At 39.0% G+C, this 25,528-nt stretch carries 21 protein-coding genes; 9 read left to right on the plus strand and 12 right to left on the minus strand.

The genetic code is table 11. The annotated features are described in order from the left end of the window. Positions 1-28: 28 nt before the first annotated feature. The 5 genes from VIM94_RS09105 to VIM94_RS09125 all read left to right on the plus strand — a co-directional run bounded on the left by VIM94_RS09105 (position 29) and on the right by VIM94_RS09125 (position 3,241). Entirely contained in the window at positions 29-832 is an 804-nt protein-coding gene (locus tag VIM94_RS09105) for a MotA/TolQ/ExbB proton channel family protein (protein ID WP_332038984.1), read from the plus strand. 14 nt (positions 833-846) lie between these two features. Further along, entirely contained in the window at positions 847-1,284 is a 438-nt protein-coding gene (locus VIM94_RS09110; protein WP_332038985.1) for a hypothetical protein, read from the plus strand. Positions 1,285-1,288: 4 nt separating this feature from the next. Continuing rightward, complete coding sequence (locus VIM94_RS09115) at positions 1,289-1,897, plus strand: biopolymer transporter ExbD (protein WP_332038986.1); 609 nt, start codon at positions 1,289-1,291, stop codon at positions 1,895-1,897. 37 nt (positions 1,898-1,934) lie between these two features. Further along, the gene (locus VIM94_RS09120; protein ID WP_332038987.1) at positions 1,935-2,417 is read left to right on the plus strand and encodes a biopolymer transporter ExbD; all 483 of its coding nucleotides are present in this window, start codon (positions 1,935-1,937) and stop codon (positions 2,415-2,417) included. 101 nt (positions 2,418-2,518) lie between these two features. Beyond that, positions 2,519-3,241, plus strand: a complete 723-nt coding sequence (locus tag VIM94_RS09125; protein ID WP_332038988.1) for a porin family protein — start codon at positions 2,519-2,521, stop codon at positions 3,239-3,241. Here the strand turns inward: VIM94_RS09125 and VIM94_RS09130 are convergent. From VIM94_RS09130 to pyrH, 8 genes are all read right to left on the minus strand, one after another. After that, positions 3,236-3,829 carry a hypothetical protein gene (locus tag VIM94_RS09130; RefSeq protein ID WP_332038989.1) on the minus strand — a complete coding sequence of 198 codons (594 nt, stop codon included), beginning with the start codon at positions 3,827-3,829 and terminating at the stop codon, positions 3,236-3,238. The genes VIM94_RS09125 and VIM94_RS09130 overlap by 6 nt on opposite strands. 11 nt (positions 3,830-3,840) lie before the next feature. After that, complete coding sequence (rpoN, locus tag VIM94_RS09135) at positions 3,841-5,295, minus strand: RNA polymerase factor sigma-54 (protein WP_332038990.1); 1,455 nt, start codon at positions 5,293-5,295, stop codon at positions 3,841-3,843. A gap of 84 nt (positions 5,296-5,379) precedes the next feature. Next, positions 5,380-6,246, minus strand: a complete 867-nt coding sequence (locus VIM94_RS09140) for an RluA family pseudouridine synthase (protein ID WP_332038991.1) — start codon at positions 6,244-6,246, stop codon at positions 5,380-5,382. Between the two features lie 3 nt (positions 6,247-6,249). After that, positions 6,250-7,692, minus strand: coding sequence for an asparagine--tRNA ligase (gene asnS / locus VIM94_RS09145; protein ID WP_332038992.1), 1,443 nt, complete (start codon positions 7,690-7,692; stop codon positions 6,250-6,252). Positions 7,693-7,785: 93 nt separating this feature from the next. Continuing rightward, positions 7,786-10,206: an efflux RND transporter permease subunit gene (locus VIM94_RS09150; RefSeq protein ID WP_332038993.1), complete on the minus strand. Its 2,421-nt coding sequence runs from the start codon at positions 10,204-10,206 to the stop codon at positions 7,786-7,788. 75 nt (positions 10,207-10,281) lie between these two features. Further along, positions 10,282-12,750, minus strand: a complete 2,469-nt coding sequence (locus VIM94_RS09155; protein WP_332038994.1) for a DUF5686 family protein — start codon at positions 12,748-12,750, stop codon at positions 10,282-10,284. Positions 12,751-12,867: 117 nt separating this feature from the next. Then, a complete protein-coding gene (frr, locus tag VIM94_RS09160; RefSeq protein WP_332038995.1) occupies positions 12,868-13,422 on the minus strand; it encodes a ribosome recycling factor in 555 nt (184 codons plus the stop codon). 34 nt (positions 13,423-13,456) lie between these two features. Continuing rightward, complete coding sequence (gene pyrH / locus VIM94_RS09165) at positions 13,457-14,164, minus strand: UMP kinase (protein WP_332038996.1); 708 nt, start codon at positions 14,162-14,164, stop codon at positions 13,457-13,459. A gap of 158 nt (positions 14,165-14,322) precedes the next feature. Here pyrH and VIM94_RS09170 point away from each other — a divergent pair, with 158 nt between their 5' ends. Beyond that, on the plus strand, positions 14,323-15,009 hold the full coding sequence (locus tag VIM94_RS09170; RefSeq protein WP_332038997.1) for a zinc metallopeptidase: 687 nt from the start codon (positions 14,323-14,325) through the stop codon (positions 15,007-15,009). A 335-nt stretch (positions 15,010-15,344) separates the two neighbouring features. Here VIM94_RS09170 and VIM94_RS09175 read toward each other — a convergent pair whose 3' ends face one another. Both VIM94_RS09175 and lysS read right to left on the minus strand, forming a co-directional pair. After that, positions 15,345-17,840, minus strand: a complete 2,496-nt coding sequence (locus VIM94_RS09175; RefSeq protein ID WP_332038998.1) for a zinc-dependent metalloprotease — start codon at positions 17,838-17,840, stop codon at positions 15,345-15,347. A gap of 179 nt (positions 17,841-18,019) precedes the next feature. After that, positions 18,020-19,711 (minus strand): lysine--tRNA ligase, encoded by a 1,692-nt coding sequence (gene lysS, locus VIM94_RS09180; protein WP_332038999.1) that lies wholly within the window; start codon positions 19,709-19,711, stop codon positions 18,020-18,022. 142 nt (positions 19,712-19,853) lie between these two features. Between lysS and VIM94_RS09185 the strand changes: the two genes are divergently transcribed. Both VIM94_RS09185 and lipB read left to right on the plus strand, forming a co-directional pair. Further along, the gene (locus VIM94_RS09185; RefSeq protein WP_332039000.1) at positions 19,854-20,012 is read left to right on the plus strand and encodes a YqaE/Pmp3 family membrane protein; all 159 of its coding nucleotides are present in this window, start codon (positions 19,854-19,856) and stop codon (positions 20,010-20,012) included. Between the two features lie 3 nt (positions 20,013-20,015). Beyond that, on the plus strand, positions 20,016-20,714 hold the full coding sequence (gene lipB / locus VIM94_RS09190; RefSeq protein ID WP_332039001.1) for a lipoyl(octanoyl) transferase LipB: 699 nt from the start codon (positions 20,016-20,018) through the stop codon (positions 20,712-20,714). Between the two features lie 61 nt (positions 20,715-20,775). Here lipB and VIM94_RS09195 read toward each other — a convergent pair whose 3' ends face one another. Next, complete coding sequence (locus VIM94_RS09195; RefSeq protein ID WP_332039002.1) at positions 20,776-23,220, minus strand: hypothetical protein; 2,445 nt, start codon at positions 23,218-23,220, stop codon at positions 20,776-20,778. Between the two features lie 111 nt (positions 23,221-23,331). Further along, a complete protein-coding gene (locus VIM94_RS09200; RefSeq protein ID WP_332039003.1) occupies positions 23,332-24,351 on the minus strand; it encodes an AraC family transcriptional regulator in 1,020 nt (339 codons plus the stop codon). Positions 24,352-25,087: 736 nt separating this feature from the next. Between VIM94_RS09200 and VIM94_RS09205 the strand changes: the two genes are divergently transcribed. Beyond that, positions 25,088-25,423, plus strand: coding sequence for an arsenosugar biosynthesis-associated peroxidase-like protein (locus VIM94_RS09205; RefSeq protein WP_332039004.1), 336 nt, complete (start codon positions 25,088-25,090; stop codon positions 25,421-25,423). Positions 25,424-25,528: the final 105 nt, after the last annotated feature.

Here is a 25,528-nt window from a genome sequence, read left to right on the forward strand (position 1 = left end):
TTAACTAATTAAATTAAGACAAACAGCAATGAAAAGATTATTTTCTATTTTGGTAATCGCCGCGGTGATGGTGCTAGGAGCCGGAAACCTATATGCGGCCAATAATGTGAATACATTACCTGAAACAATTGTAAATTTTGTACAGGATGATGAGGCTGCAGCTGCCGCTGACGAGGTAGAGGAAGAAAGCCTCGGTTTTCACCAGGAACTTAAAAAACGTTTTATAGAAGGTGGTCCTGCATTTATGGGGATCGTTCTTTTATGTTTAATTCTTGGTTTGGCTGTTGCCATTGAGAGAATCATCTTTTTGAATCTTTCTACTACAAACACCAGAAAACTGGCTCAGGAAGTTGAAGACGCATTAAACAATGGTGGAGTAGATGCTGCTAAGGAAGTGTGTAGAAACACTAAAGGTCCTGTTGCTTCTATTTATTATCAAGGTCTGGACCGTGCCGACGAAAGCATTGATGCTGCAGAGAAAGCGGTAGTTGCTTACGGTGGTGTTCAAATGGGACAATTGGAGAAAAACGTATCCTGGGTATCTTTATTTATCGCTATTGCTCCTATGCTTGGTTTCATGGGGACTGTAATTGGTATGATTACCGCCTTCGATAGAATTGAGGCTGCTGGGGATATGCAACCATCACTTGTTGCCGGAGGTATTAAAGTGGCGTTACTTACCACAGTATTTGGTTTGATCGTGGCTATTATCCTTCAAATCTTTTATAACTACATTATTGCTAAGATTGACAGCATCGTGAATGATATGGAAGATGCTTCTATCACTCTTATAGATATGCTAGTAGCTTACAAAAACAAAAAAAGAATCTAAGACCAGATTAAATTATGACTTTACATAAAATATTAAAATATATAGCCCTCGTTATTGGTGTTATAGGTCTTATCCTGCTTGGGAGGATCTTGGCCGAGAGCGATGATGCTATCGAGGCCTCAGCCGATCTGCAGAACAGCCTTCTTGATCCGTTTATGTGGGTAGCGTATCTGGTATTAGCCGTTGTGTTGGTATTGGTAGCCCTCTTTGTAATAAAGGGCCTTTTTAAAGGAAATATTAAAAACACGCTAATTGTTGTTGGAGCATTCCTGGCAGTTATTATAATTGCTTACCTTGTAACTGATGGATCTCAAATGACTCTTAAAGACGGAAGCATGCTTTCGGCTAGCGGAGCTCATTGGATAAGTGCAGGATTAGTAACATTCTACATTCTTGCGGGAATTGCTGTTTTAGCAATGATATTCTCGGGAGTTAAAAAATTAATGAAGTAATAATATGGCAAGAAGAGAAGCACCAGAAGTTAATGCCGGTTCGATGGCCGATATTGCTTTCTTGCTACTAATCTTCTTTTTGGTAACCACAACCATTGAGACAGATAGTGGGATAAGTAGGAAACTACCCCCATGGCAGCCAGAAGAGCAAGAGCCGCCGGTAATTAAGCAGAGGAACATCTTCACTGTACTTGTTAATCGTAATAACGAATTACTTGTAGAAGATGAATATATGCAGATTGATGAATTGCGTCAGGCAGCCTTCGAATTTTTAGATAATGGAGGAGGAACCGGAGATGAGGCTTGTAATTTTTGTCAGGGTTCCGGTGATCCATCTTCATCTGTAAACCCACAGAAAGCGATCATTTCTTTGGTAAATGACCGTGGGACCGAGTATGGAACCTATATTGCAGTTCAAAATGAACTTGTAGCGGCTTATAATCAATTGAGAGATAGAGAGGCCCAGCGTATGTTTGGAAAATCCTTTACCAAAATGGAAAAGGATTATAATGATCCAAATTACAATGGGAATAAGGATAAGCTAAAAGATCAAATTGAGGTTATTAAAAATATGATACCTCAGAAGCTTTCTGAAGCAGAGCCAACAAGTTAACAGGCCTACTAACAAAACTTAAATTTGAGACTTAATTATGTCTAAATTCAAAAAGAAAACAAACGAAGGGCAACCTGCGATTAGTACAGCATCCTTACCGGATATTGTATTTATGCTACTGTTCTTCTTTATGGTGGTAACCGTAATGCGCCAAAATACGTTGATGGTACAGAATAAATTACCTTATGCCAATCAGGTTGAAAAACTTGATAAAAAGGATTTGGTAATGTATATCTATGCAGGAAAACCAAGTCCGCGTTATCAACAACGTTTTGGAACCGAAGCCAGAATCCAGTTGAATGATAAGTTCGCCAGTGTAAGTGAGGTACAACAGTTTATCTTTTCCGAAAGAGAAACTAAGCGTGAAGAATTGATCCCCTATTTAACAACTGCCCTTAAGGTAGATGAAGAAACAAATATGGGGTTGGTTTCAGATATCAAACAGGAATTGAGAAAAGCTGAAGCTCTTAAAATCAATTATACCACCTTACAAGGTGATGCTTTAAGAAACATGGAATAACGGCGAATCCGTTAGATCTTTTCAAAACTGTAAAAACATCCTGCCTTAATTAATTTTGGCAGGATGTTTTTTTATATTTAATAACTAAATTTTTAATCCAGATGAAGTTGGTGCGGCTTTATTTCTTCTTTCTGTTCCTTCCCTTAACACTTACGGCCCAGGTAAATGAACAGGAGCAGGTAAACCGAATCCCCGATTCGATACCTTCAATTATAGATAGCCTATACCGCGAAGACCAATTTTATGTAGGCCTTACTTTTAACCTTATAGATCAAAAACCTTCCTCTATTTCTCAATCTGGTTTTTCAGGAGGTATACACCTTGGTTTCATAAGGGATTTTCCCTTAAATAAACAACGTAATTTAGCAATTGGTACAGGGCTTGGCTGGTCTTTAAACAGCTTTGGACATAATCTTTTTATAGGGCAGGCAGAAAATGGAGAAACTATCTTCAGAAGTTTGGATAGGAGCCTGGATTATGATAGAAATCGATTCAGTACACAGCTTATTGAAGCTCCTTTAGAATTTAGATGGCGTACTTCTACAGCCGGGAGCTATAAATTCTGGCGTATTTATTCCGGATTGAAATTCGGGTATATTTATAAATTTAAGTCTAATTTTATTCAGCCTGGCAACCAGGTGGTACAATACGACCTTCCGGAATTAAACCGTTTCAGACTCGGTGCTAATCTTACTTTCGGATATAATACCTTTAACTTTCATTTTTATTACAGCCTTAATCCACTTTTCAATGATGCAACAGTAGACGAGGCAGAATTAGGGATTCACCTCGTTCGTATTGGTTTAATGTTTTACATCTTATAGCCAGAATCTCCACAAAATTAACTGCGGAAGAAAACCTGCAAGAACACCGAGTAAAAGTTCAGGGGAAGTATGAGCCTTATAATATAATCTTGATGATCCTGTTAAGCCACTGGCTAATACTAAAAACAGGATGCTATAAACTAGGTTTATGTGATAATGAATACTTAAACCTGCCACGAACATTGTTAAGCCGGCCAGCCCCATCATATGTAAACTTATCTTTATTCTGAACACAGAGAAAAGGTAAGCCACCACGCCCGAAATCAAAATCCCTGAAAAGTAATAGTAAAGTACAGGGTAGTTGTATACATTAAGAATCTGTTTTAGAATCATCAGTAATAGCAAAATGAAAAAGAACAACGGCCATTTGCGCTCTTTTGCATTCTGCATAAAAACGCTGTCTACTTTTCCAAGATTCCGAAGTAAGAAATAGAAAACTATAGGTATAAAAATAGTGAGAATAGATATTGCCAGTAATTTAGCCTGGATCACTCCAGAGGGAAAGAAGCGTGGCGTAACTAAGAAATAAATAAGACTTCCACCTAATGGCATCCAAATAGGATGAAAGATATAAGAAGCGCTTTTCAACAAAAAGTTCATTAAATTTCCTTTCGTAAACGGGCTACCGGAATATCGAGTTGTTCCCTGTATTTGGCCACTGTACGGCGTGCAATAGGATATCCCTTGTCCTTTAAAACCTTGGCTAGTTTCTCATCGGTTAAAGGCTTTTTCTTGTTTTCTTCCTCTATAGACATTTCCAGGATCTTTTTGATTTCCCGTGTGGAGACATCTTCACCCTGATCATTTTTCATAGATTCAGAAAAGAACTCTTTTATCAGTTTTGTTCCGTAGGGGGTATCAACATATTTACTGTTGGCAACCCTGGAAACCGTAGATACATCCATTCCAATTTCATCGGCAATATCCTTTAGAATCATAGGCCTGAGGTTGCGTTCATCACCGGTTAGAAAATACTCCTTCTGGTAATTCATAATAGAACTCATGGTGACCATAAGAGTTTGTTGGCGCTGTTTAATAGCTTCAATAAACCATTTAGCCGAATCCAATTTTTGCTTGATGAACATCACTGCCTCCTTTTGGTCCTTGGTCTTTTCCTTAGACTCTTTATAGCCTTTAAGCATATCGCTGTAATCCCTGGAAATATGCATTTGTGGTGCATTTCTACCGTTTAAAGTTAACTCCAGGTCTCCATCGACAATTTTTATCGTGAAATCGGGAATTACGTGCTCTACTATTCTGGTATTACCGGAGTAAGAGCCCCCCGGTTTCGGATTAAGATGCTCGATTACGTCTATAGCCTCTCTTAATTCATCCTCACTAATGTCGTGTCGGGAAAGTAGTTTAGTGTAATGTTTCTTGCTGAAAAGATCGAAGGATCTTTCAAGCATATCGGCAGCGAGCTGAACGGCTTTAGTAGGTTCCCGCCTGTCTAGTTGCAGCAATAAACATTCTTGTAAGGAGCGGGCTCCCACTCCGGCAGGATCAAGTGCCTGTACTTTCTTTAAAACATTTTCTACCGTTTCTTCATCGGTATAAATATTCTGGGTAAAAGCAAGATCATCTACTACATCCTGAAGTTCTCTTCTAAGATAACCGCTTTCATCTATACTACCCACGAGAAAATCTGCGATCTCCTGTTCATTGTCATTAAACCTTAAAGTGCTTAACTGGGTCTTTAAATATTGTGTAAAGGAAGTCCCAGAGGCATAAGGCACGCTTTTTTCATCGTCATCAGCACTGTAATTATTGGCCTGAAGTCTATAATTAGGGATTTCATCGTCACTTAGGTATTCGTCTACATCGATTTCTGTTTCAATAGTCTCATTGTCGCTGTCATCTTCAGTATTTGAAAATTCTTCTTCGTATTCATCTTCACTCTCTAATTTGCCATCTTCCAACGCCGGGTTTTCCTCCAATTCTTCCTTCACCCTTTGTTCAAAAGCCTGGGTAGGAAGCTGGATGAGTTTCATTAGCTGTATCTGCTGAGGAGACAGCTTCTGTGAGAGTTTTAAATTTAATTGTTGTTTAAGCATATATATAATTTTGCCTTACTACAAAAATAAGCAAAACAACGCTACACTAGCTTTGGCACAGTAAGTGATTGTGGTAAAATTTTGTTAAGTAAGCCTGCTTTGTTCTTCTATTTTTATGAATCTTTTGGGAGGGGCCACGGCAATATTCATCCATTCCAGCGTTGCCGGATGTTGAAATTTTAGATTAGTGGCTGTAAGAAATAACCCTTTGATATTCCCCGGACTATTGCCTTTACCGTATATTTTATCGCCAACTATGGGGTAACCGGCCTTCGCTAAATGAATCCGGATCTGATGAGTTCTTCCGGTCTTTGGAATGGCAGAAACAATAGAAAAATCATTCCCTTTAATCTGAAAACCTTTTATTAGTGAAATCTCTGTTTGCGATTCTTTACCTTCTATTTTAAACTGAAGATTCTTTTTCTCCGGGAATTTCCCTTCCAATATAGCTGTATAGATTTTCTGAATTTTTTTTTCTTTAAAATCCCTGTGAAGTTTTCTAAGGCTGTCTCCTGTCTTGGCAACAAGGAGTATGCCTGAGGTGGGATTGTCCAACCTGTGAGCCGGTTGTGGTGCTGGAAGAGCCGTTGGAATTTTTGAGAGCTTTAAATTAAAAGGAAGGGCATTGGTAATAGTCTTAAAATAATTTCCACTGGTGGGATATCCGGCCGGTTTATCTACCACGGCGATATGATCATCTTCCAAAAGCACTTCCAGCTTTAAACTGAATACTTTTCGCGGGGCTTCCTGTTTGAATAATTCTATTTTTTGCCCTTCTGTTATCCAGTCACCGGTGTTAGAGGCTTTGCCGTCTATTTTTATTTCACCACGCTTAATGGCTTTTTTGATACTGCTTTTAGTAGGTGCAGCCTGGAAGATGGAAACCGCATATTCCTGCAACCGTATATCTTTTACGCCTGCAGGAACAATATGGGTTTCAATAAGTTTCAAAAATTAAAATTCTGCATTTCCGGGGAATCTTGGAAAAGGGATTACATCTCTAATATTCCCCATGCCGGTAACAAATTGCACAAGGCGTTCAAACCCGAGTCCGAATCCACTATGTACGCAGGTACCAAATTTCCTGGTGTCCAGATACCACCAAAGTTCTTTCTCATCGATACCGAGTTCTTTCATCTTTGATTTCAGCACTTCCAGGCGTTCTTCCCGTTGAGATCCTCCCACGATCTCCCCAATTCCAGGAAAAAGGATATCCATGGCTCTCACGGTTTTTCCATCCTCATTAAGACGCATATAAAACGCCTTAATATTTGCCGGGTAATCAAATAATATCACGGGGCATTTAAAGTGTTTTTCAACAAGGAAACGCTCATGTTCGCTCTGTAGATCGGCGCCCCAGTCTTCAATAACATAATTGAATTTCTTCTTTTTGTTGGGCTTACTGTTCTTTAAAATCTCGATCGCTTCGGTATAACTTACCCGCTTAAAGTTGTTGTCCAGAACAAAATTCAACTTTTCCAGTAGGTTCATTTCACTGCGTTCAGCTTTAGGCTTTAGTTTATCTTCATTCTCGAAACGCTGTGCCAGAAACTCCAGATCATCCTTGCAGTTTTCGAGTACATATTTTAGCACATACTTGATAAAATCTTCAGCCAGATCCATGTTGCCGTCCAGGTCACAAAAAGCCACCTCAGGCTCTATCATCCAGAATTCTGCAAGATGTCTTGAGGTATTTGAATTCTCTGCTCTGAATGTAGGGCCAAAGGTGTAAACCTGGCCCAGACCAAGGGCATAGGTTTCAGCTTCAAGTTGGCCCGAAACGGTAAGGTTGGTCTCTTTCCCGAAGAAATCTTTTTTAAAGTCTATACTACCGTCTTCTGTCTTTGGCGGATTTTTTAGATCAAATGCAGTTACTTTAAACATTTCCCCTGCACCTTCAGCATCACTACCGGTTATTATTGGCGTGTTTACATAATGGAAATTATTTTGCTGAAAATAACTGTGTACGGCGAATGATAATTTGGATCGCACGCGCATCACAGCACCAAAAGTATTAGTACGCACCCTTAAATGGGCTTGCTCCCGAAGCTTCTCCAGGCTATGTCGTTTTGGGGAAAGAATGGTTAATTTTACCTCTTCCGGATTCGCATCTCCCAGTACTTCCAGTTCCTTAACTTCAATTTCCACTCGTTGCTGGCTGCCTTCACTTTCGACAAGAGTACCAAAAACTCTAATGGCAGCTCCTACGGTTACTCTTTTTAAAAGCTCTTCATTGAAATTTTCGAAATCTACAACACATTGAAGGTTGTTGATGGTTGAACCATCGTTCATCGCGATAAAGCGATTGCTCCTGAATGAGCGTACCCAACCTTTCACTTCAAATTCCTGTAAAAACTGATTGCTGTCTAATATTTCAGCAATTTTTGCTTGTATCATTTATGTTAGATTTAGAAAGAAACAAAGATAATTTTTCCGTTTATGCTTAGCAAGTAAGCCTTTTATTTTGAAAACCTTTCGGCCAAATTAATTTTATTCAGGGTGATTCTGTTCTTCTTTTGTGATCTCCTCTTCATCCTCTTCAGATTCAATGATCTTCATCGCCGGTTCCTTCATTACTTCCTTATTGGCGATGTTTCGTTCCAGGGATAATAAAAGCGATGGCAGTAATAAAAGGTTGGACAGCATTGCGAAAAGCAGAGTTGCTGAAACGAGTCCGCCAAGCGCTACCGTTCCTCCATAACTGCTAATCATAAATACCGAAAACCCAAAGAAGAGTACAATAGATGTATAGAACATGCTCACACCGGTTTCCTTTAGGGCCGCATAAACCGATCGTTTAATCTTCCAGTTGTTGGCTTTAAGCTCCTGTCTGTATTTAGCTAGAAAATGTATAGTATCATCTACCGATATCCCAAAAGCAATACTAAAAACAAGAATGGTGGAAGGCTTTATCGGGATTCCCAAAAAGCCCATCATTCCTGCCGTCACCAATAATGGTAGCAGGTTTGGAACCAGAGAAATAAGGATCATCCTGAATGACCTGAACAACCAGGCCATAAATAAGGCGATTAGCAATATGGCCAGGGAAAGAGAAATTATTAGGTTTTTTACCAGGTAATTAGTCCCTTTTTGAAAAATAAGTGCTTTTCCTGTGAGCGAAACATCATATTGTTCTTCTGGGAAGATCTTATTAATCTCCGGCCAGAGATTCTCCTCTATTCGTTCCATCTTGTCGGTCCCAATATCTTTCATAAAGGTTGTGATCCTTGCATATTGACCGGTAGAATCTACATAAGAATTCAACAGATTTTCCCCAGTATTCATCCCTTTGGTGTAGGGCATGATAAAATTTCGTTCCTGGGAAGTTGGAAGCTGAAAGTATTTTGGATTACCATTATAATAAGCCTGTTTGGTGTATTTCACCAATCTCACCACCGATAGGGGTTTAGACAGTTCAGGTATATCTGTTATTTCTTCCTCAAGACGCTCCATGCGCTTCAGGGTAGAAAGCCTCAAAACTCCCCTGGGGCGTTTGGTATCCACAAGGATTTCCATGGGCATTACCCCATCGAATTCTTCTTCAAAAAATTTGATGTCCTGGAAGAAAGTTGCTTCCTGAGGCATATCCTCCAGAAGACTACCTGAAATTTTAATGGTATAGATTCCTATAATGCTTACAACCAGTAAAAAAACTGAAACTATATAAATTGCAATCCTGTGATGCCTAACCATACGTTCCATCCAATCTACAAAACCACCTATCCATCTCTTGTTGAGGTGTTTAAGGTGCTTGTCTTTTGGAACAGACATATAGCTGTAAATAATGGGAATAATAAGAAGGCTAAGCACAAAAATCGCCAGAATGTTTATGGAAGCTACTAAACCAAATTCCTTAAGCAAAGTGCTGTCTGTAAGGATAAAGGCTGCAAAACCGGAAGCTGTGGTGACATTTGTCATTAGAGTGGCATTCCCCACCTTTGTTATTACCCGCTGAAGTGATTTTGCCTGGTTCCCGTGTTTTTTTATCTCCTGCTGATATTTATTGATGAGGAAAATACAATTAGGAATTCCTATCACAATAATGAGCGGTGGAATTAAGGCTGTTAAGACGGTTATTTCGTAATGTAGTAAGCCAATAACCCCAAATGCCCACATCACACCAATACAAACCGTGATCATCGAGATTATAGTAGCACGAATAGACCGGAAAAAGAAAAAGAAAATCAGGGAGGTTACGCTTAGTGCCGCCAGTATAAAAAGACCGATCTCATCGATGATATTCTGTGAATTAAGGGTGCGTATGTATGGCATTCCCGACACCTTAACATCAATTTCGTGGATTTCTTCAAATTCCCCGATTAGTGGTCTGAGTTTTTCGAGTACGAAATCTTTCCTTTCTTCTGAATTAACAATCTCTTTATTGATGTAAAGGGCAGACTGAATAGTGTTGGAATGCGAACTGTAGACCAGATTTTCATAAAACGGAAGCGCGGTAAAAAGTTCATTTTCATAAGCTTTTAATTGCTCTTTATCAGGCTTATCCTCTTCGATAAAGGGAACCATTTCAAACCGCTTGGGGTCATTAAACTTTTTCAGCTTCTTTAAATTACTTATCGAAATAACATGATCTACTTCAGGATAGCTTTCAAGTTCCTCATTAAGTACTGTCCAGGCCTGGAATTTTTCAGGAGTAAATAAAGCGGAATCCTTAACTCCAAGAATTATAAGGTTGCCTTCTTCTCCAAAAGTATCAAGAAAGGAATTGTAAGTTAAATTAGCTTCGTGATCGTCAGGCAATAAATTAGCTTCGGTATAGGAAAATTGCATGTTTTTCCATTGTGTAGCCAGAAAGGCCGTGGTAGCCAAAACCAGTAAAATAATAATAATTCTGTTGCGAAGAATTAATCTTGCAACAGAGTTCCAGAAACCAAAGCTGAAAATTTTGGACATGGGTGAGGTTTAAACGAGGGCAAAGGTATAAAAAGCCATACTAAATAGCGGTTTTTTAATTGTAAAGTACAGTCTTTAGATCTTTAATTGAAAGGTAAATTTGAAGGCGAAATTCTGTTTAAAGCCCGGTAGGCTATAACCGCCGTAACGGTAGGCAGTTCCAAGACCAAAACCGGCCAGGATATTATTAACCTCGAGTCCGGCTTCGGAATAGACCTGATCCAGAGTGTTGAATGATGTATTTACATGGTTTTCAGGGTTTTTGAATGAACCAATTGCATGACGGGAGATAAGTACAAGCTCCGGTTTCATAAACCTATTGAGCTCGGCTGGTCTGAATTGATGCTTTATATGAAGCATAGCCTGGCGGTCGCTAAAGAATTCGTTGTAATACATGGTTTCAAAGCTCGTATGCCCTGCCACAGAGAAACGCTTAAGTATTTCTGCTTGGTTTCCATTATTGGGCAAGGCGTGAAAAGCATGGGTAAGAGGAATATCTCCTATCCCATAATTTCCTTCCAGGATGAATTCCGTGCGGGATTGATCTAACCTCTTAATTTCGTGTTCAATTTTTAATCCGATTTTAGTAAAGTTGAAGTCACTGTTCATAAAACCTGAGAAAGCCTGAGTGACCTGCCCTGTGAATTTAGGGAATCCTTTTTCTATCAGGTAGTTGTTTGTTGGGGTTTTTAAAAATCTTCCAAAAGGGCGCCATAAAAAAGAAAAAGTAGCCTGGCTAAGCTGGTAGTTACTTAGTTGTTGTCCTTCATGGATAAAAGCATAATCCAGGATATTTTCTATCTGGCTGTGGCTAATTTGTAATTCGCTGTTAAGCCTCGAGGTAAAACGATGGGTGAGGCCCACGCTAATTGTTTTATCGGTATAGAAAAAACTAATATTCACAAACCGGGGTTCAATAATAGAAAACTCGTTTACGCCCTGCAGATAATCAAAACTTCCTACTTCAATAATATCGCTGGTATAATTCAGTTTCAGATTGGTGCCACTTGGTTTATGAAGCGGTATTTTGGTGCCCAGGCCATATTTAAAAACTTCATCTTTAAGGCCATACACAGCGTAAGCGTTAATATTGAATTTATCTGAAAATCTTTTATTTGTCTTTCCTCCAAAACCCAGGCGCAAACCTTCATAATTATTGTACTTTAAAAATTTACCCAAATCAAAATCCCAGAAACCAAAAGGGTAGTAACCCGTTGCAATAGTATTTTTTATTTCTATTTTGCGTTCTACATCCTTTTCTTTTACCAGGCTAATAACTCTTTTCTCCAAATTTTTATCAGCAAAAGTTAAGGGCTGTTGGCGGTTACTTTGCCAGAATTCTACCCCAGGCTTAAACGCGCCTGAGGTTACCTCCACCTGTGCAGAAGGATTTTCTATTTCTTCTTCTGCAAGAAACTGAATTTCATAATTAGTAGTTGAAGAAGTGAGATAGAGATCGGCTTCTTTCTCATCTCCGGAAAGTAAACCATTAATAATACCTCCTCCACTTTGAAGACGGCCGGTAGAAATCATCCCGCCAAAAACCGAAATATCTTTCCCGCCGCTACCTGGCCTAATTTGGGTTGTTTGCTTTTTAGGAAACCATAGCTTCTCTTCTTCAAAGTATTCGAATTCCTGATCGACTTGCAATTTAATGGCCCCCAGTAATTGCGCTTTGAACTTTTGTACTGCAAAACTTGTAGTGTCCAAATACAATATCCCTTCTAATCCGGCGACGGCTTTTTCCCGTTTGGGTTTAAAATATACCACAAAAGCGGGTTTTGCAGTTTTTGTAGTATCCAGGATTTTAAATTTATAATTTCTGAAGGCCTGTTTGGAAAGAGGTCCGGCATATTCGGTTTCAAAAATGGGATAATCTTTTTTGTAAATCGAAAAAGGATTCACTTTAAGCGAGAGGATCTCATACACCGGCTTTTTAAAGCCAGCGGTTTTCAAACCTATTACTATCTCTTTTAGACCTTTTCCCTTCTCGAAACGATATTCGCTTATTTTTTCTGAAAAATAAGCGGCACCACTTTGAATAATAGTTTCAACCTCCTGCATAGTGCTGTCGGTTTCAAGGCGTATTCGGTTTTTCTCGTTATCGATTAAGAATTTATTGTAGCTTCTGAAGCTGAAAGAATTTACCGCTTTTTCGGGATCATTATTAGCTCGGGCGGCGATTGCCTTTCTTATTATCCTGTTTGCCGGGTTCTTTTCGGGATATAAAAAAACGGCCTCCAGGGTTTGAGTAAATGGCTTGAGCCGGACAAAGATAAATTCTATCGCAGCAGATAGTTGGATTGTTCGGGAGGAAAAACCCACATAAGAAAAAGTGGCTTCGGCTGTAGATTCTTTCAATTCAATTGAAAATGAGCCATCAATATTTGTAAGGCCTGCAGACTCCCCCTGGATGGAAATCTTCGCGTAGGGGAGAGGATTCCCGGTTTCAGCATTTACAACTCGTCCCGAAATTTGATGTTGCGCGACAGCATTGGATAAAGAAACAATACAAACGAAAGCGAGAATGAGGCAATGGCGCATATTATTTCTTTAGTGATCGCTTAAATTTCTGGATTTTAAGCCTAAAATAAAAATTGTCAGACAGGCAGGAGTATGCTTATCTGACAATTGTATGTTAAATTATAAAAGGTCTTGCTGCTATACAGTCATGATCTCTTTCTCTTTAGTCTCGAGAATCCTATCGATTTGGGCTATATAAGTATCTGTCAACTGCTGTACTTCTTCTTCAGAAGCTTTAAGGAGATCTTCAGAAATATCAAGCTTTTTAAGCTCATTATTAGCTGATTTCCGATCGTTACGAACCCCAACTTTTGCATCTTCAGCTTCAGCTTTGGCTTGTTTGGTAAGCTGCTTTCTTCTTTCCTCGGTTAATGGCGGTACGCTTATGATCACGTTTTCACCATTGTTCATTGGGTTAAACCCAAGATTGGCCTGCATTATCCCTTTTTCGATATCGCCTATAAGGCTTTTCTCAAATGGCTGAATGGAGATGGTTCGGGCATCGGGTGTGTTCACGTTGGCTACCTGGTTTAGCGGAGTTTGTGACCCGTAGTACTCTACCATTACCCCGCCAACCATTGAGGGACTGGCCTTTCCGGCCCTGATATTTGCTAATTGTTTTTTAAGGTGAGAAATGGCCTTTTCCATTCCTTCTTTGGCACTATCAATAATAAATTCAATTTCGTCTTCCATCTTTTTAAAGTTTAAAATGCAGGTTTATTTTGAACTATAGATTTACTTTGGTTCCAATATTCTCGCCGGTTACTACTTTCAGAAGATTTCCGGGGGTATTCATATCAAAAACTATAATGGGTAATTCGTTTTCCTGACTTAGGGTAAAGGCAGTAGTATCCATCACTTTAAGGCCTTTTCGAATTACATCATCAAAGGTAATATAATCAAATTTTGTTGCTTTGTTATCCTTTTCAGGATCCGCGGTGTAAATACCATCTACGCGGGTTCCTTTAAGGATAACATCGGCATGAATTTCTATGGCTCTTAACACAGCAGCAGAATCGGTTGTGAAATAAGGATTTCCTGTTCCTCCACCGAAGATTACCACCCGACCCTTTTCCAGGTGTCGTATCGCTCTTCTCCTAATAAAAGGTTCAGCTACTTCATTGATGTGAATGGCCGATTGAAGGCGGGTTTGAATATCGGCATCTTCAAGTGCTCCCTGAAGTGCAAGTCCGTTAATAACAGTGGCAAGCATTCCCATGTGATCTCCTTGTACGCGGTCCATTCCTTTACTGGCTCCGGCGACGCCTCTGAAAATATTTCCGCCTCCAATCACAATAGCGACTTCAACACCTTTATCTGTTACCGATTTAATTTCCTTTGCATAATCTGCCAGCCTAACAGGATCAATACCGTATTGACGGTCTCCCATTAAAGCCTCTCCCGATAATTTTAAAAGTATTCTTTTATACTGCATAGCCAGTTTTTAATTAATTGCTGCAAATATAGGTATTATCTTAAAGTGATAAATAAGGTTTTTTAATGGATTCTTGTTAAAGCCTTGCTAAGGAGTTTGTAAGATATGGCGAGGTTTTTGCTATATTTGAAGTTTGAAAAATTAAATAAAAACAGGGAATGATAGGATATTATATAATTGCTGGAATACTATTTATAGTGAGTATGTATGTGAGCAATAAGCTAAAGAGTAAATTTAAAAAATACTCTAAAGTTCACTTGCAGAACGGGATGAGCGGGAAGGAAATCGCTGAAACAATGTTGAGGGATAATGGTATTACTAACGTAAAGGTTATCTCAACTCCTGGAATGCTCACGGACCATTATAATCCTCAGAAAAAAACCATAAATCTTAGTGAAGGTGTCTACACTCAACGTAATGCGGCAGCTGCCGCAGTTGCGGCCCATGAAACCGGACATGCTATACAGCATGCCCAGGCTTACAGCTGGTTGCAGTTGCGTAGTCAACTTGTTCCCGTGGTGAGTGTAGCTTCCAGATTTTCACAATGGGTAATCTTTGGTGGATTGATGTTGATGGCGACTACTGCCATGGGAAGTACAATCTTGTTAATTGGAATTATACTTTATGCTATGGGTACTCTTTTTAGTTTTATAACCTTGCCGGTTGAATATGATGCCAGTAAGCGGGCTCTAGTATGGTTAGAAAATGAGAATATGCTTTCTACCCAGGAGCACGATGCTGCTGAAGATTCTTTAAAATGGGCAGCACGCACCTATGTAGTAGCCGCTGTTGGTTCTTTGGCCACATTGTTATACTTTCTTAGTATCTATATGGGAAGAGATTAATTTGCCATTAGATTTAATTACATAATAAAGAAGAGGCCGTATGGATAATACGGCCTCTTTCTATTTGGCAGGGAAGAAATATTCTGGTTAGCCTGGCTTAAGCTTAATTAGATTTCCGGATTCTCCCTGCCTGCTCAAACAAACTAAATTTTTAGGCTTTCTAATCTATTTCTGAAAGTCTATTTTCTATTTACACATTGAAATATACTTAAAACTTCTCATCTTTCTTGCATAATAGGACTTCGGAAAGAGTGAATAGTTTAAAAAAGAAGAAGCCTGCCGGAAATTCCGACAGGCCTCCCTGACAATTAAACGAATGTTTAAAAATTTTTCTGCTATTTAATAGGGTTTAGGATAAGGTCAATTCTTTCTAGTGCATCCTGAAGGTGATATCTGGTTAAGGTATCACCGGTTCTATTAATAGCGTTCCTTATTTGACGTTCCAGGGTTTTAAGCTCCCCACGAACAACCGGGCGGATGTCGCTTTGTGCAACATTTATGTCACTTCTTGAAGACCAGGCTCTCATTCGACTTGGTATTTCAGGCTGTTCTTCAGTCATTAAATATTCCATTCGGTCTATATAGGCACGCTGAAGATTTCTACGGTAGCGATCAATTCTTTGACCACGGGATAATTCGCTGAAGATGCCTTTACGCAGGTCACTCATCATATCCAATAGGGAATAAGCTTCATTTCCGTTAACTTCTTCATTTTCCATAAGACGAGCCATTCTACCAAAATCGAGCAGGTTATTCAGGGTGCGCACCTGATAATTTCTGATGCGCTCAATATTTCCGTCAAATTCAATTTTGTTGAAAATTTCCTGGTCAATAAGCCATTCGGGAGTTGAGAAGAGTTGATCTTGCAGAAATTGCATTGCATCTTCCTGGTGTTCAGCGTCTACGTGAGTATAAACCGCTCCTTCCTGGTCGTAGGTTTTGTAATGTTCATAAACTCCACCAATATTGGCGGCTACGTGCCCCATATATCTGTTGTATTGTCCCAGCACCTGCGAATACAGATCATCTAGATCTTCGTAATTTTTACCCTCTTCAGCAGTCCATTCAATTAAGTTTGGGACAATTCGTTTTAGATTTTTAATTCCGTATTCACTGGCAAGAATGGCGTCATCTCCCAGATCTTCTGTTTGTGAGCTGGGATCAATAACCCCACCTCCTTGTTGTCTTCCGAAGCGATAAAGTGGATCTCCAGCTTTTTCAAGGATCCACTGGTCAAGAACCTCTTTTTCTTCTTCGGCGGTCTTATCAAGAATTGGCTTATACCCCCATTTGATGGCATATTTATCATATGGGCCAATATTTGGCATTAATGCAACATCTCCATCTCCGGGCTGGGCGATGTAGTTGAAGCGGGCGTAATCCATAATAGAAGGGGCGGTTCCGAATTCAGCAGTGAACTCAGGATCACGCAATTTTTCTACCGGATAAGCAGCACTACTTCCCATATTGTGCGGTAAACCAATAGTATGACCTACTTCGTGGGCAGATACGAATCGGATTAATCTACCCATTACTTCATCTTCAAATTGAGGCATCTGTGCATCTTCATTAATTGCTGCGGTCTGCACAAAGTACCAGTTTCTTAAGAGGGTCATTACATTGTGATACCAGTTTATATCAGATTCAAGGATTTCTCCTGAACGGGGATCACTCACATGAGGCCCGTTTGCATTTGGAATAGGGGAGGCGAGGTATCTCACTACCGAATAGCGAACATCTTCAGGACTCCAATCCGGATCTTCTTCTTTACTTGGTGGGTCTTTGGCGATAATTGCGTTTTTAAACCCGGCCTCTTCAAATGCGACCTGCCAATCTTCAATTCCTTGTTTGATATAAGGCCTCCATTTTTCCGGGGTTGCGCGGTCTATATAATAAACGATGGGTTCCTTTGGTTCTACCAATTCCCCGCGTTTAAATTTTTCTTTGTCTTCTTCCTTAACCTCAAGTCTCCAGCGATCGAGATATTTAACCTCTTTACTTTTATGATCTTCCCGGCCGTAGTCAACTTGCCCACGCGCAAACCATCCAACACGCTGGTCAAAATACCGACGTTCCATTGGTACTTTTGGAAGCAGAATCATAGAGTTGCTGAATTCCAAAGAAATGGAGCCGGTACTGGCGTTTGATGGTGGTTCGCCGGCATTATAGGTTTTTACGTGACGCACCTCGATATTTTCGGGATAGCTTCTAATGGTATCTATATACGAACGGGCTTCATCAAGGCGGGAAACCTTATATTGTTCCCGGGTCCTGTCAGGGAGCCCAAGAGCCATAACATCTTTGGTGTAAAGTTCGGTTACATCTATTACTGTTGTTTTGTTTATTGAGTCTTTCCCATAGGTTTTAATCGGGAAACGTTGCAATACAGGTTCAAAATTTGAATTTACCACGGCTTCGTGTACAGGTAGGGAATCAGCCGCGTAAATCTCGTGAGAAACAACACGCAATAATACGTTTCCATCCTTTTTCTGCCAGCGATGAACCTGAGTGTTTTGTTTTCCACCTCCAAAACCAATTCCTGTTGCAGTTTTTGCAATTCTGGTCACGGTAAGCATTTCGCGGTTAAAAAGACTGTCTGGGATCTCGTAGAAATATTTGTCTTCTACGCGATGCACAGTGAATAGTCCTGAATCTGACTTTGCGTCTTTGGTAATCACTTTATCATAGGGTTTTACCCCGTTGCCATTTTTTTCACCCTCATCGGTTTTTGCGGTGGGGGCATTATCTTTTTCTGGTTGTAAAACAGCACAACTGCTAACCGATAGCGATAAGGCTATGAGAAGCACTTTGTGAGAGAAAGTTTTGTTCATAAAAAATTCTTTATTTGGTTAAAATATCTGAAGGCGGAATTATTTTCAGCCTAAGCCAAAATAAAAAAAAGACCACCATTGGCAGTCTTTTGACTTATAAATCTTAAAAAGGTTTAAAATAAAGTTAAAAACCACTCAATTTAACCGTTATTTAGGAAGAAAAATCATTTCCGGATGGACTAAACCGCCTTAATCTTCATGGTTTCCCCATCTTTGAAAACATCGATCATCTTGTATTTCCGCAAGCCTTTAGAAGCCTTATCCCATTTTTTATTGCTCAATCCCGATTTGGTTTTTACCTCCTCTAAATCATGAATTTCGTTATCCTTTAAAATGCTGAATACTTCTTTTTCTTCCTCACTAAGTTCTACAGCCTTTTTCTCTGGTTTCATTTGTGGGAAAAATAATACTTCCTGAATTGACCTGTTATTGGTTAAGAACATAATCAACCTGTCCATTCCAATCCCCAGTCCCGAAGTAGGAGGCATTCCGTATTCCAGGGCTCTAAGAAAATCCTGATCTATAAATTCGGTTGCTTCATCGTCTCCTTTTTTTGCCAGTTTTAACTGCTCTTCAAAACGTTCACGTTGATCGATAGGATCGTTTAATTCAGAATATGCATTTGCAATTTCCTTCCCGCAAACCATGAGTTCAAAACGTTCGGTTAATTCTGGATTTTCCCGGTGTTCCTTGCAAAGCGGACTCATTTCTTTTGGATAATCGGTTATGAATGTGGGTTGGATATAATTCCCCTCACATTTTTCTCCAAAGATCTCATCGATGAGTTTTCCTTTTCCCATGGTTTCATCAACATCAATGCCCATATCTTCAGCAGCTTTTCTTATTTCTGCTTCAGATTTGCCGGTGATGTCGAAACCGGTAAATTCTTTAATAGAATCGGTCATAGTGACCCTTTTATATGGGGCTTTAAAATCTATTTCATATTCACCAAAAACAGCCTCGGTAGTGTCATTAACTTCCATGGCGCAGTGTTCCAGAAGGTTTTCAGTAAATTCCATCATCCAGTTATAGTCTTTATAGGCTACATAGATTTCCATCGCCGTAAACTCCGGGTTGTGGGTACGATCCATACCTTCGTTTCTGAAGTTTTTGGAGAACTCATAAACCCCGTCAAAACCACCTACAATAAGTCTCTTTAGATATAATTCATTGGCTATCCTTAAATAAAGCGGAATATCGAGCGCATTGTGATGTGTGATAAATGGTCTGGCTGCGGCACCCCCGGGAATGGATTGCAGGATAGGAGTTTCCACTTCAAAATAACCTTTCTCGTTGAAGAAATTACGCATGGCATTGAATAATTTCGTGCGTTTAACGAAAATCTCTTTAACGTGTGGATTTACCGCGAGATCGGCATAACGCTGGCGATATCGATGCTCAGGATCGTTAAAACCATCATGGGTGTTTCCTTCCTTATCTGTTTTTGGCAAGGGTAAAGGGCGTAGGGCTTTGCTGAGTAAAGTGAAATCTTTCACCATCACCGTCATTTCACCTACCTGGGTTTTGAAAAGCTCTCCTTCGATTCCAATAAAATCACCTATATCAAGCAGTTTCTTGTAGAAATTATTGTACTTATCCTTGTTCTCGCCGGGACAAATTTCATCCCGGTTAAAATAGATCTGAATTTTCCCTTCAGAGTCCTGAAGCTCGGCAAAAGAAGCTTTCCCCTGGATACGACGCGACATAAGTCGGCCGGCCATCACTACCTTTTTTCCTTCTTCAAAATGTGATTTTATCTGTTTGGTGGTATGATCTACCGGAAATAGATCGGCGGGATATGGATTGATGCCTTCTTTGCGAAGGGCTGCGAGCTTGTCTCGACGTATAATTTCCTGTTCAGATAGGTGCATGATAATAGTTTGAAAAATTAAAAACCTGCTTTTCTGCAAGGCGGATGCAAATATAGTGACTATCAGGCTACCAACCAATGGAGGTGCAGGCCGAATTTTTAATCTTATCTTTGCCCTTAGAATTGCTTTAAATTTTTGAATTATGAGTGTTTGGAGAGTTTTGCTTTCTGTGTTGTTTCCGCCCCTTGCCGTGTATGATCGTGGCTGTGGCTCTATTCTAATTGTGTTTCTATTAACTTTGCTGGGTTGGATTCCAGGGGTAATCGCAGCGCTCATAATTCTGAATAATCCGAATAAATAGAGGATGAATAAGAAAATCGAATTACAACACCTTGGCTTAAAAGATTATAAGGAAACCTGGGATTACCAGGAAGAGCTTTTTCAAAAAATACTGGATCTTAAAATAAGGAATCGCCGGGAAGAACTCAATTTAGAAACTCCCAATTACTTTCTTATGGTGGAACATCCTCATGTGTATACCTTAGGTAAAAGCGGCGATATTAACCATCTCCTGATTTCCGAAGAAGAATTGGAAAAAAGGAATGCTAAATATTATAAGATAAACCGTGGAGGTGATATTACCTATCACGGCCCGGGACAAGTTGTGGGGTATCCTATTCTAGATCTGGAAAATTTCTTTACCGATATTCATAAATACCTTCGCTTATTGGAAGAAATGGTTATCCTTACGTTGGAGGAATATGGGGTGAAATGTGAACGAAGCCCTGGTGAGACCGGCGTTTGGCTGGACGTGGGCACTCCCTTTGCCCGTAAGATCTGTGCAATGGGCGTAAGGGCCAGTCGTTGGGTGACCATGCACGGCTTTGCACTCAATGTAAATGCCAACCTGGGGTATTTTGATAATATTGTTCCCTGCGGAATTAAAGGCAAAGCAGTAACTTCTCTTAATGTTGAGCTTGGAAAAAAAGAAGTTCCAATGGATGAAGTTCAGGAGAAATTATTAAAACATTTTTCTCGTTTATTCGAAGCAGAGATGCTCTAATAGAAGCCTGAACGATTGCTTTTATAACTTGAGTTTTTCCTATGTGAAAATCTTATGGATTTTAAAACCTATAGATTAAAATTTCCCCTTTATCACCTTTCACTACAAACTCGGGGGCATTATCATTATTGATATTACTCAGGTCGATTGTTGAGGTGCCATATACAGGAAAACCAGATAATAATTCGGCATTACTATCAAAAACATAAACTTTTTGGGTTTGTAAATCGGTGATACTAATATAGTATTTGTTATTTTCCAGAAAGATTTGTGGCTCGGTATAGAGTCCAAAATCTAAAACAACCTCTTTATCCCGAATCCTTAGTATGTTTTCAGAAAAACTAACCAGTAAATTGGAGGTGGCGTCTATTTTATGGTTTTGAGCCAGGTTTAAATTTTGATTTGAAACCTTTCCATTTTCATTTATCAGGATGAGTTCTCCCAGGTTATTACTGGAGATAAAATGCCCCTCATACTGAAACCATTCATTATCAGAGAAATCAAATCTTTCATTTACCCTGACCCTATGCCTGCCCTGGCGTGATAAAATATTGAGTTTTCCAGATTCTTCAGCAATCACGATATAATCTTTGTTTCCCATTCTTATGTGCCTGGGAGGGAATAAAACTTTTGAGTCTGTAGTGTTAAATCCAAAACCTTTTACGCTTCTTCCTTTAGAGTCATACATATACTGTTCTTTGTTTTGAGTAATAAGGAACCGGTAATTGCGGTTATTGTCATAATCGAATAAGGATAAAGGCTGAGTGATTTCATCCTTAAACTTCAGCGGAAAGGGTTTTACAGGTTTTCCATTTCGGGCAATGACTTCTAATCTGTTTGGAGTTGCAAATGCGAGCTGGAACTTACCGTTTTTTAAGATATCAACTTCCTGAATTTCACCTAATATTGGACCATTCAGTTGTTTTTTCCAGTAGATATCCCCTTTATTGGAGATAAGATAAAGCACATTATTAATGTCCTGCACCGCAATATCCTTCTGGTTGTTATTATGGTTGCTGAAAAAAACTGGTTTGCCCAGAATTTCCTCATCCAACTTTACCGAGAGAATTTCCTCGGTATTTCTTATAGGGGATTTGCCTCTAGATTTATGAAAAATACCGTGGATATGAGAAAAGTTCTTATCGGCAACAAGCTGTATTGCCGAGACCTTATAGTTGTCGAAATCAAGTTTGGAAATTTCATTTCCGAACTCTGCTGAACTCACTTCCTTTATAAGTTTCTTGAATTCTTCATTGTTGGTAACTGTTAAAACATTTGAAGTTTCTGCCAGATAATAAGAGGCATCCTGGAAATGTTCCTGTAGTAGGAGGGTGTTTTTATTCATAAAGGCTGAAATAACCTTTTGGAGATGTTCTTCTGTTTTGCCGAAAATCACAAAATTCTTCAAAACAGTATAAAAATTTAAATCAACCGGGTTGATTAAGGGCTCAAGATGGTCAGCGAAGAGCTGGGGATTCTCAAACTGATAAATTTTTGTACCCCGAAATTCTTTGCTTTCCCCACTAAATCTGGCTAGATTTTGTTCGGTAAGGATTACATCAATGTTATTGAGAACAAGTAATTTGTCTGAAGGGTAGTTAATTAGACCAATTTCTGAAACATTCTTGAGAATCTCTTTTTCAACTTCCGAGAATTCCTTTTGGAAGTAGGTCTTGAAATTTTGCTGAAATTGCCTGAAATTTTTATAACCAAACGAAGAAAATCCTGGTGCTGTAGCCGGGACCACTGCGGCGATCTGATTTGGAGAGGAGTCAACATCCTTGAAAATATGCTGAAAACCAGGTTTTTCAGGCCAAAGACTTAAGCCGTTAAAATTGAGAGAAGCATTAGTGTGGTTGAGGTCTACTGCACTCCAATTGGCGAATTTCGTTAGTGTTGAATCTGTAGCGGGAAACCATTCTTTAAATTTTTCTCCAATCTGTTCGTGTTGAAAAAATATGGAGGTTTCCTTTGGATCGGTGGCTTTAAGAACTTTTTGAAATTCGGTATCGTTTAAAAAGCTTTCTCCTTCAAGCAGGGTTTTTAATTTTTCAAGAGAATTTCCGGCCAAAAACACTCCCCCTGTTCGGGAGATGAAAAAGATATTTTCTTCAAGAACGACCTTTTCAATCTCGAAATTATCAAATTTAAGTCGCTCTACCGACTTATTTTTTACGGAATCCAATTTAAGTCCTGGCTGGTTTTCACTGATTAAGGTAAAGCTGAAATTCTCTTCCGAAAGATCAGAAAAAGCGATGAGTGAACTCCCCAGGCTATCAATATATTTTAGAAATTTGAAACTTTCCTGAATCTCTTTTTTCAGCTTAAAATCATTTTTACTTAAAAACGCTATAGAGGAAAGATTTTCAGAAAGATACTTTAGATCATGTGATTGAACCACTATTGCCGACTCTTGCGGCAACCAGGAAATAAGATCTTTTTTTTTGGTTTTTGGCTGGCAGGCTAAAAGTAGGAAAACGATTAATCCCGTGAGCATTCTTTTCATGATAGCAGGAAATTTAGGCTAAAATTAGTAACTTCCCTTGAATTAGGAAGCATACCAGCGGTTTTCCCTAAAATAATCCTCTTTATTTGGTAGAACCAGGAATATCGATCTTTAATCCTTTTTGTTTCTTGTCTTTAGAAAATACTTTGGATTTACCCCGTATTTTTCTTTAAAGATCTTAGAGAAGTAACTCCTATTATTAAGTCCGATAGAAACAACGATTTCCGAGATATTTTTTTCTGAATTCATCAGCATTTCCTTGGCAGCCTCCAGCTTTTTATGCTGCATATATTTATTTACCGTGAGGTTATAAACGTATTTAAAACCTTCCTGAAGTTTATTTACATTAGTACCGGCTTCTTTGGCCAGGGTTTCTACGGTTAAATTGTTGCCGAGGTCTCCCTGGATGCGTTTCACCACATAATTCACCTTTTCAATATCAGATTTTCGGAGTATCTGAGGGAGTTTATCTTCTGCTTCATCATCCTGGTACTGGGCGATTTGGATTACCAGCATTTCAAAGGCTTTTCCCTCCAGAAATAATGACCGTAGAAAGCCAGTGTAATTACGAGTGCCTATTTCCTCCATTAAATCGGCGGCCTTGATGCTATAATTCCCCTGGTAGTAAAATTGTTTTTTAGAAACATTATCCTTAAAAAGGTCTTTTAGGGTAGGATCAAGATCTTTGAAGTTATGATTGGAACGGGAGGAAAAAGCAGATCTAATTATTTCTAAACTGGAAACATGGGTGGGAACATTTGCTTTAAAAAACAGAACATGTCCGTCATAACCGCTGCTGGAAACAATTATATTTTGATAGGTTTCTATGGTGTGGATCTTCTCCTGTGACTGAAAAGAATGTCCTACGCTCCCTTCAGAACAAAAGATAAATTTTAATGGGTGTACAGTATTAAGGGAAAAATGGATTTCTACATCCTCATAGAATTTGCAATTATAAGTGATTACACCTAACCCATTGTCAAAACTTGCTCCCCGAATGTAGCCTTCACCCAGTTTTTCCGGGATATTCATGACATACTCACCATTTCCATTATCTATTTCTGCTCCGACAATAGCGGCTATATCCTCAATAATGTCAATAACCGGGAGCGTTTTAACATCTATCCTCATAAATAAATTTAAAATAATACTATGTGAACCTAAAGTAAAGCCTCTGGTGATAAATTCTTTTTATATTAAGAAACCTTAACTATGTGGGTTCGTGGTAAAATTAAAATTTTAACAATTGTTAATCGATATGAAATGTCTATTAAGGTAATAGTAATTCCAAAAACGTTAGAATTCAGGCTATAATAGAGATACCCTAAAGCTGCTTTCTTTCACGCAAGCTATTATAAAAGGTATTATTAGTTTCTAAAACGTTAACTGGAATTTATTAATTATCAGAAATTTACCTTTTTAAAATTTAGAGCCCTAATTGATATATCTGGTTCTTCTAATGGAATAATTATGGAATTAATATATACTTTTCTTGGGCTTGAAATACTTATTATTTTAGGGGCTGCGATATTTTTAATCAGAAAATTGATGAAATTCAGACGCAGCCATCAAGATCGGGTCTAACTTGCTTTAATATCCAAACATCTTTCTCCTATTTTTCTGATCCTCTTTGTATAAATGTCTTTCCGATTTGGAGGTTTCAGCCTTCGGATTTAGCATAAGATACTGAATACGTACAGAGCAGAATTTTTAACAGCTGCTTAAATTTAATGACATATTCCTTTGATAATGAAGCAGCTTATCTTCTCTACTATTGCTATTCTAATCCTGGAATCTTTGTTAAGACTGCGCGGTACGGGCTGGAATTCCATAAAGAAAAACCTATCTTTAGCGAAAAAATAAGGCAATGTCAAAAACTTATTACGATCCGGCCGATCTTCGAAAATTTGGTGATATTACCGAATGGAGTGAGGAGCTGGGAGAGAAATTCTTTGATTACTACGGAAAAGTCTTCGAGGAGGGGGCACTTTCTGCCCGTGAAAAATCACTGATCGCCTTGGCGGTTTCTCATGTGGTGCAATGCCCTTACTGTATAGATGCCTATACTAAAGACGGATTGGAACGCGGAATTGAAAAAAAGGAAATGATGGAGGCTGTTCATGTAGGAGCAGCGATAAAAAGCGGCGCCACCCTTGTTCATGGTGTCCAAATGATGAACAAACATAAAAAACTAAGTATGTGAGCAAATTCAAGGAGCTGCGTAGCGGCGATGTAGAAGTCGCTCCTCCCAATGCAGATCGTGATCATTTGTTTAGAGAAAGAGGTTTTTGATATCCTAAATCTCTAT

It is taken from the genome of Salegentibacter sp. (assembly GCF_036568425.1).
Classification (GTDB): Bacteria; Bacteroidota; Bacteroidia; order Flavobacteriales; family Flavobacteriaceae; genus Salegentibacter.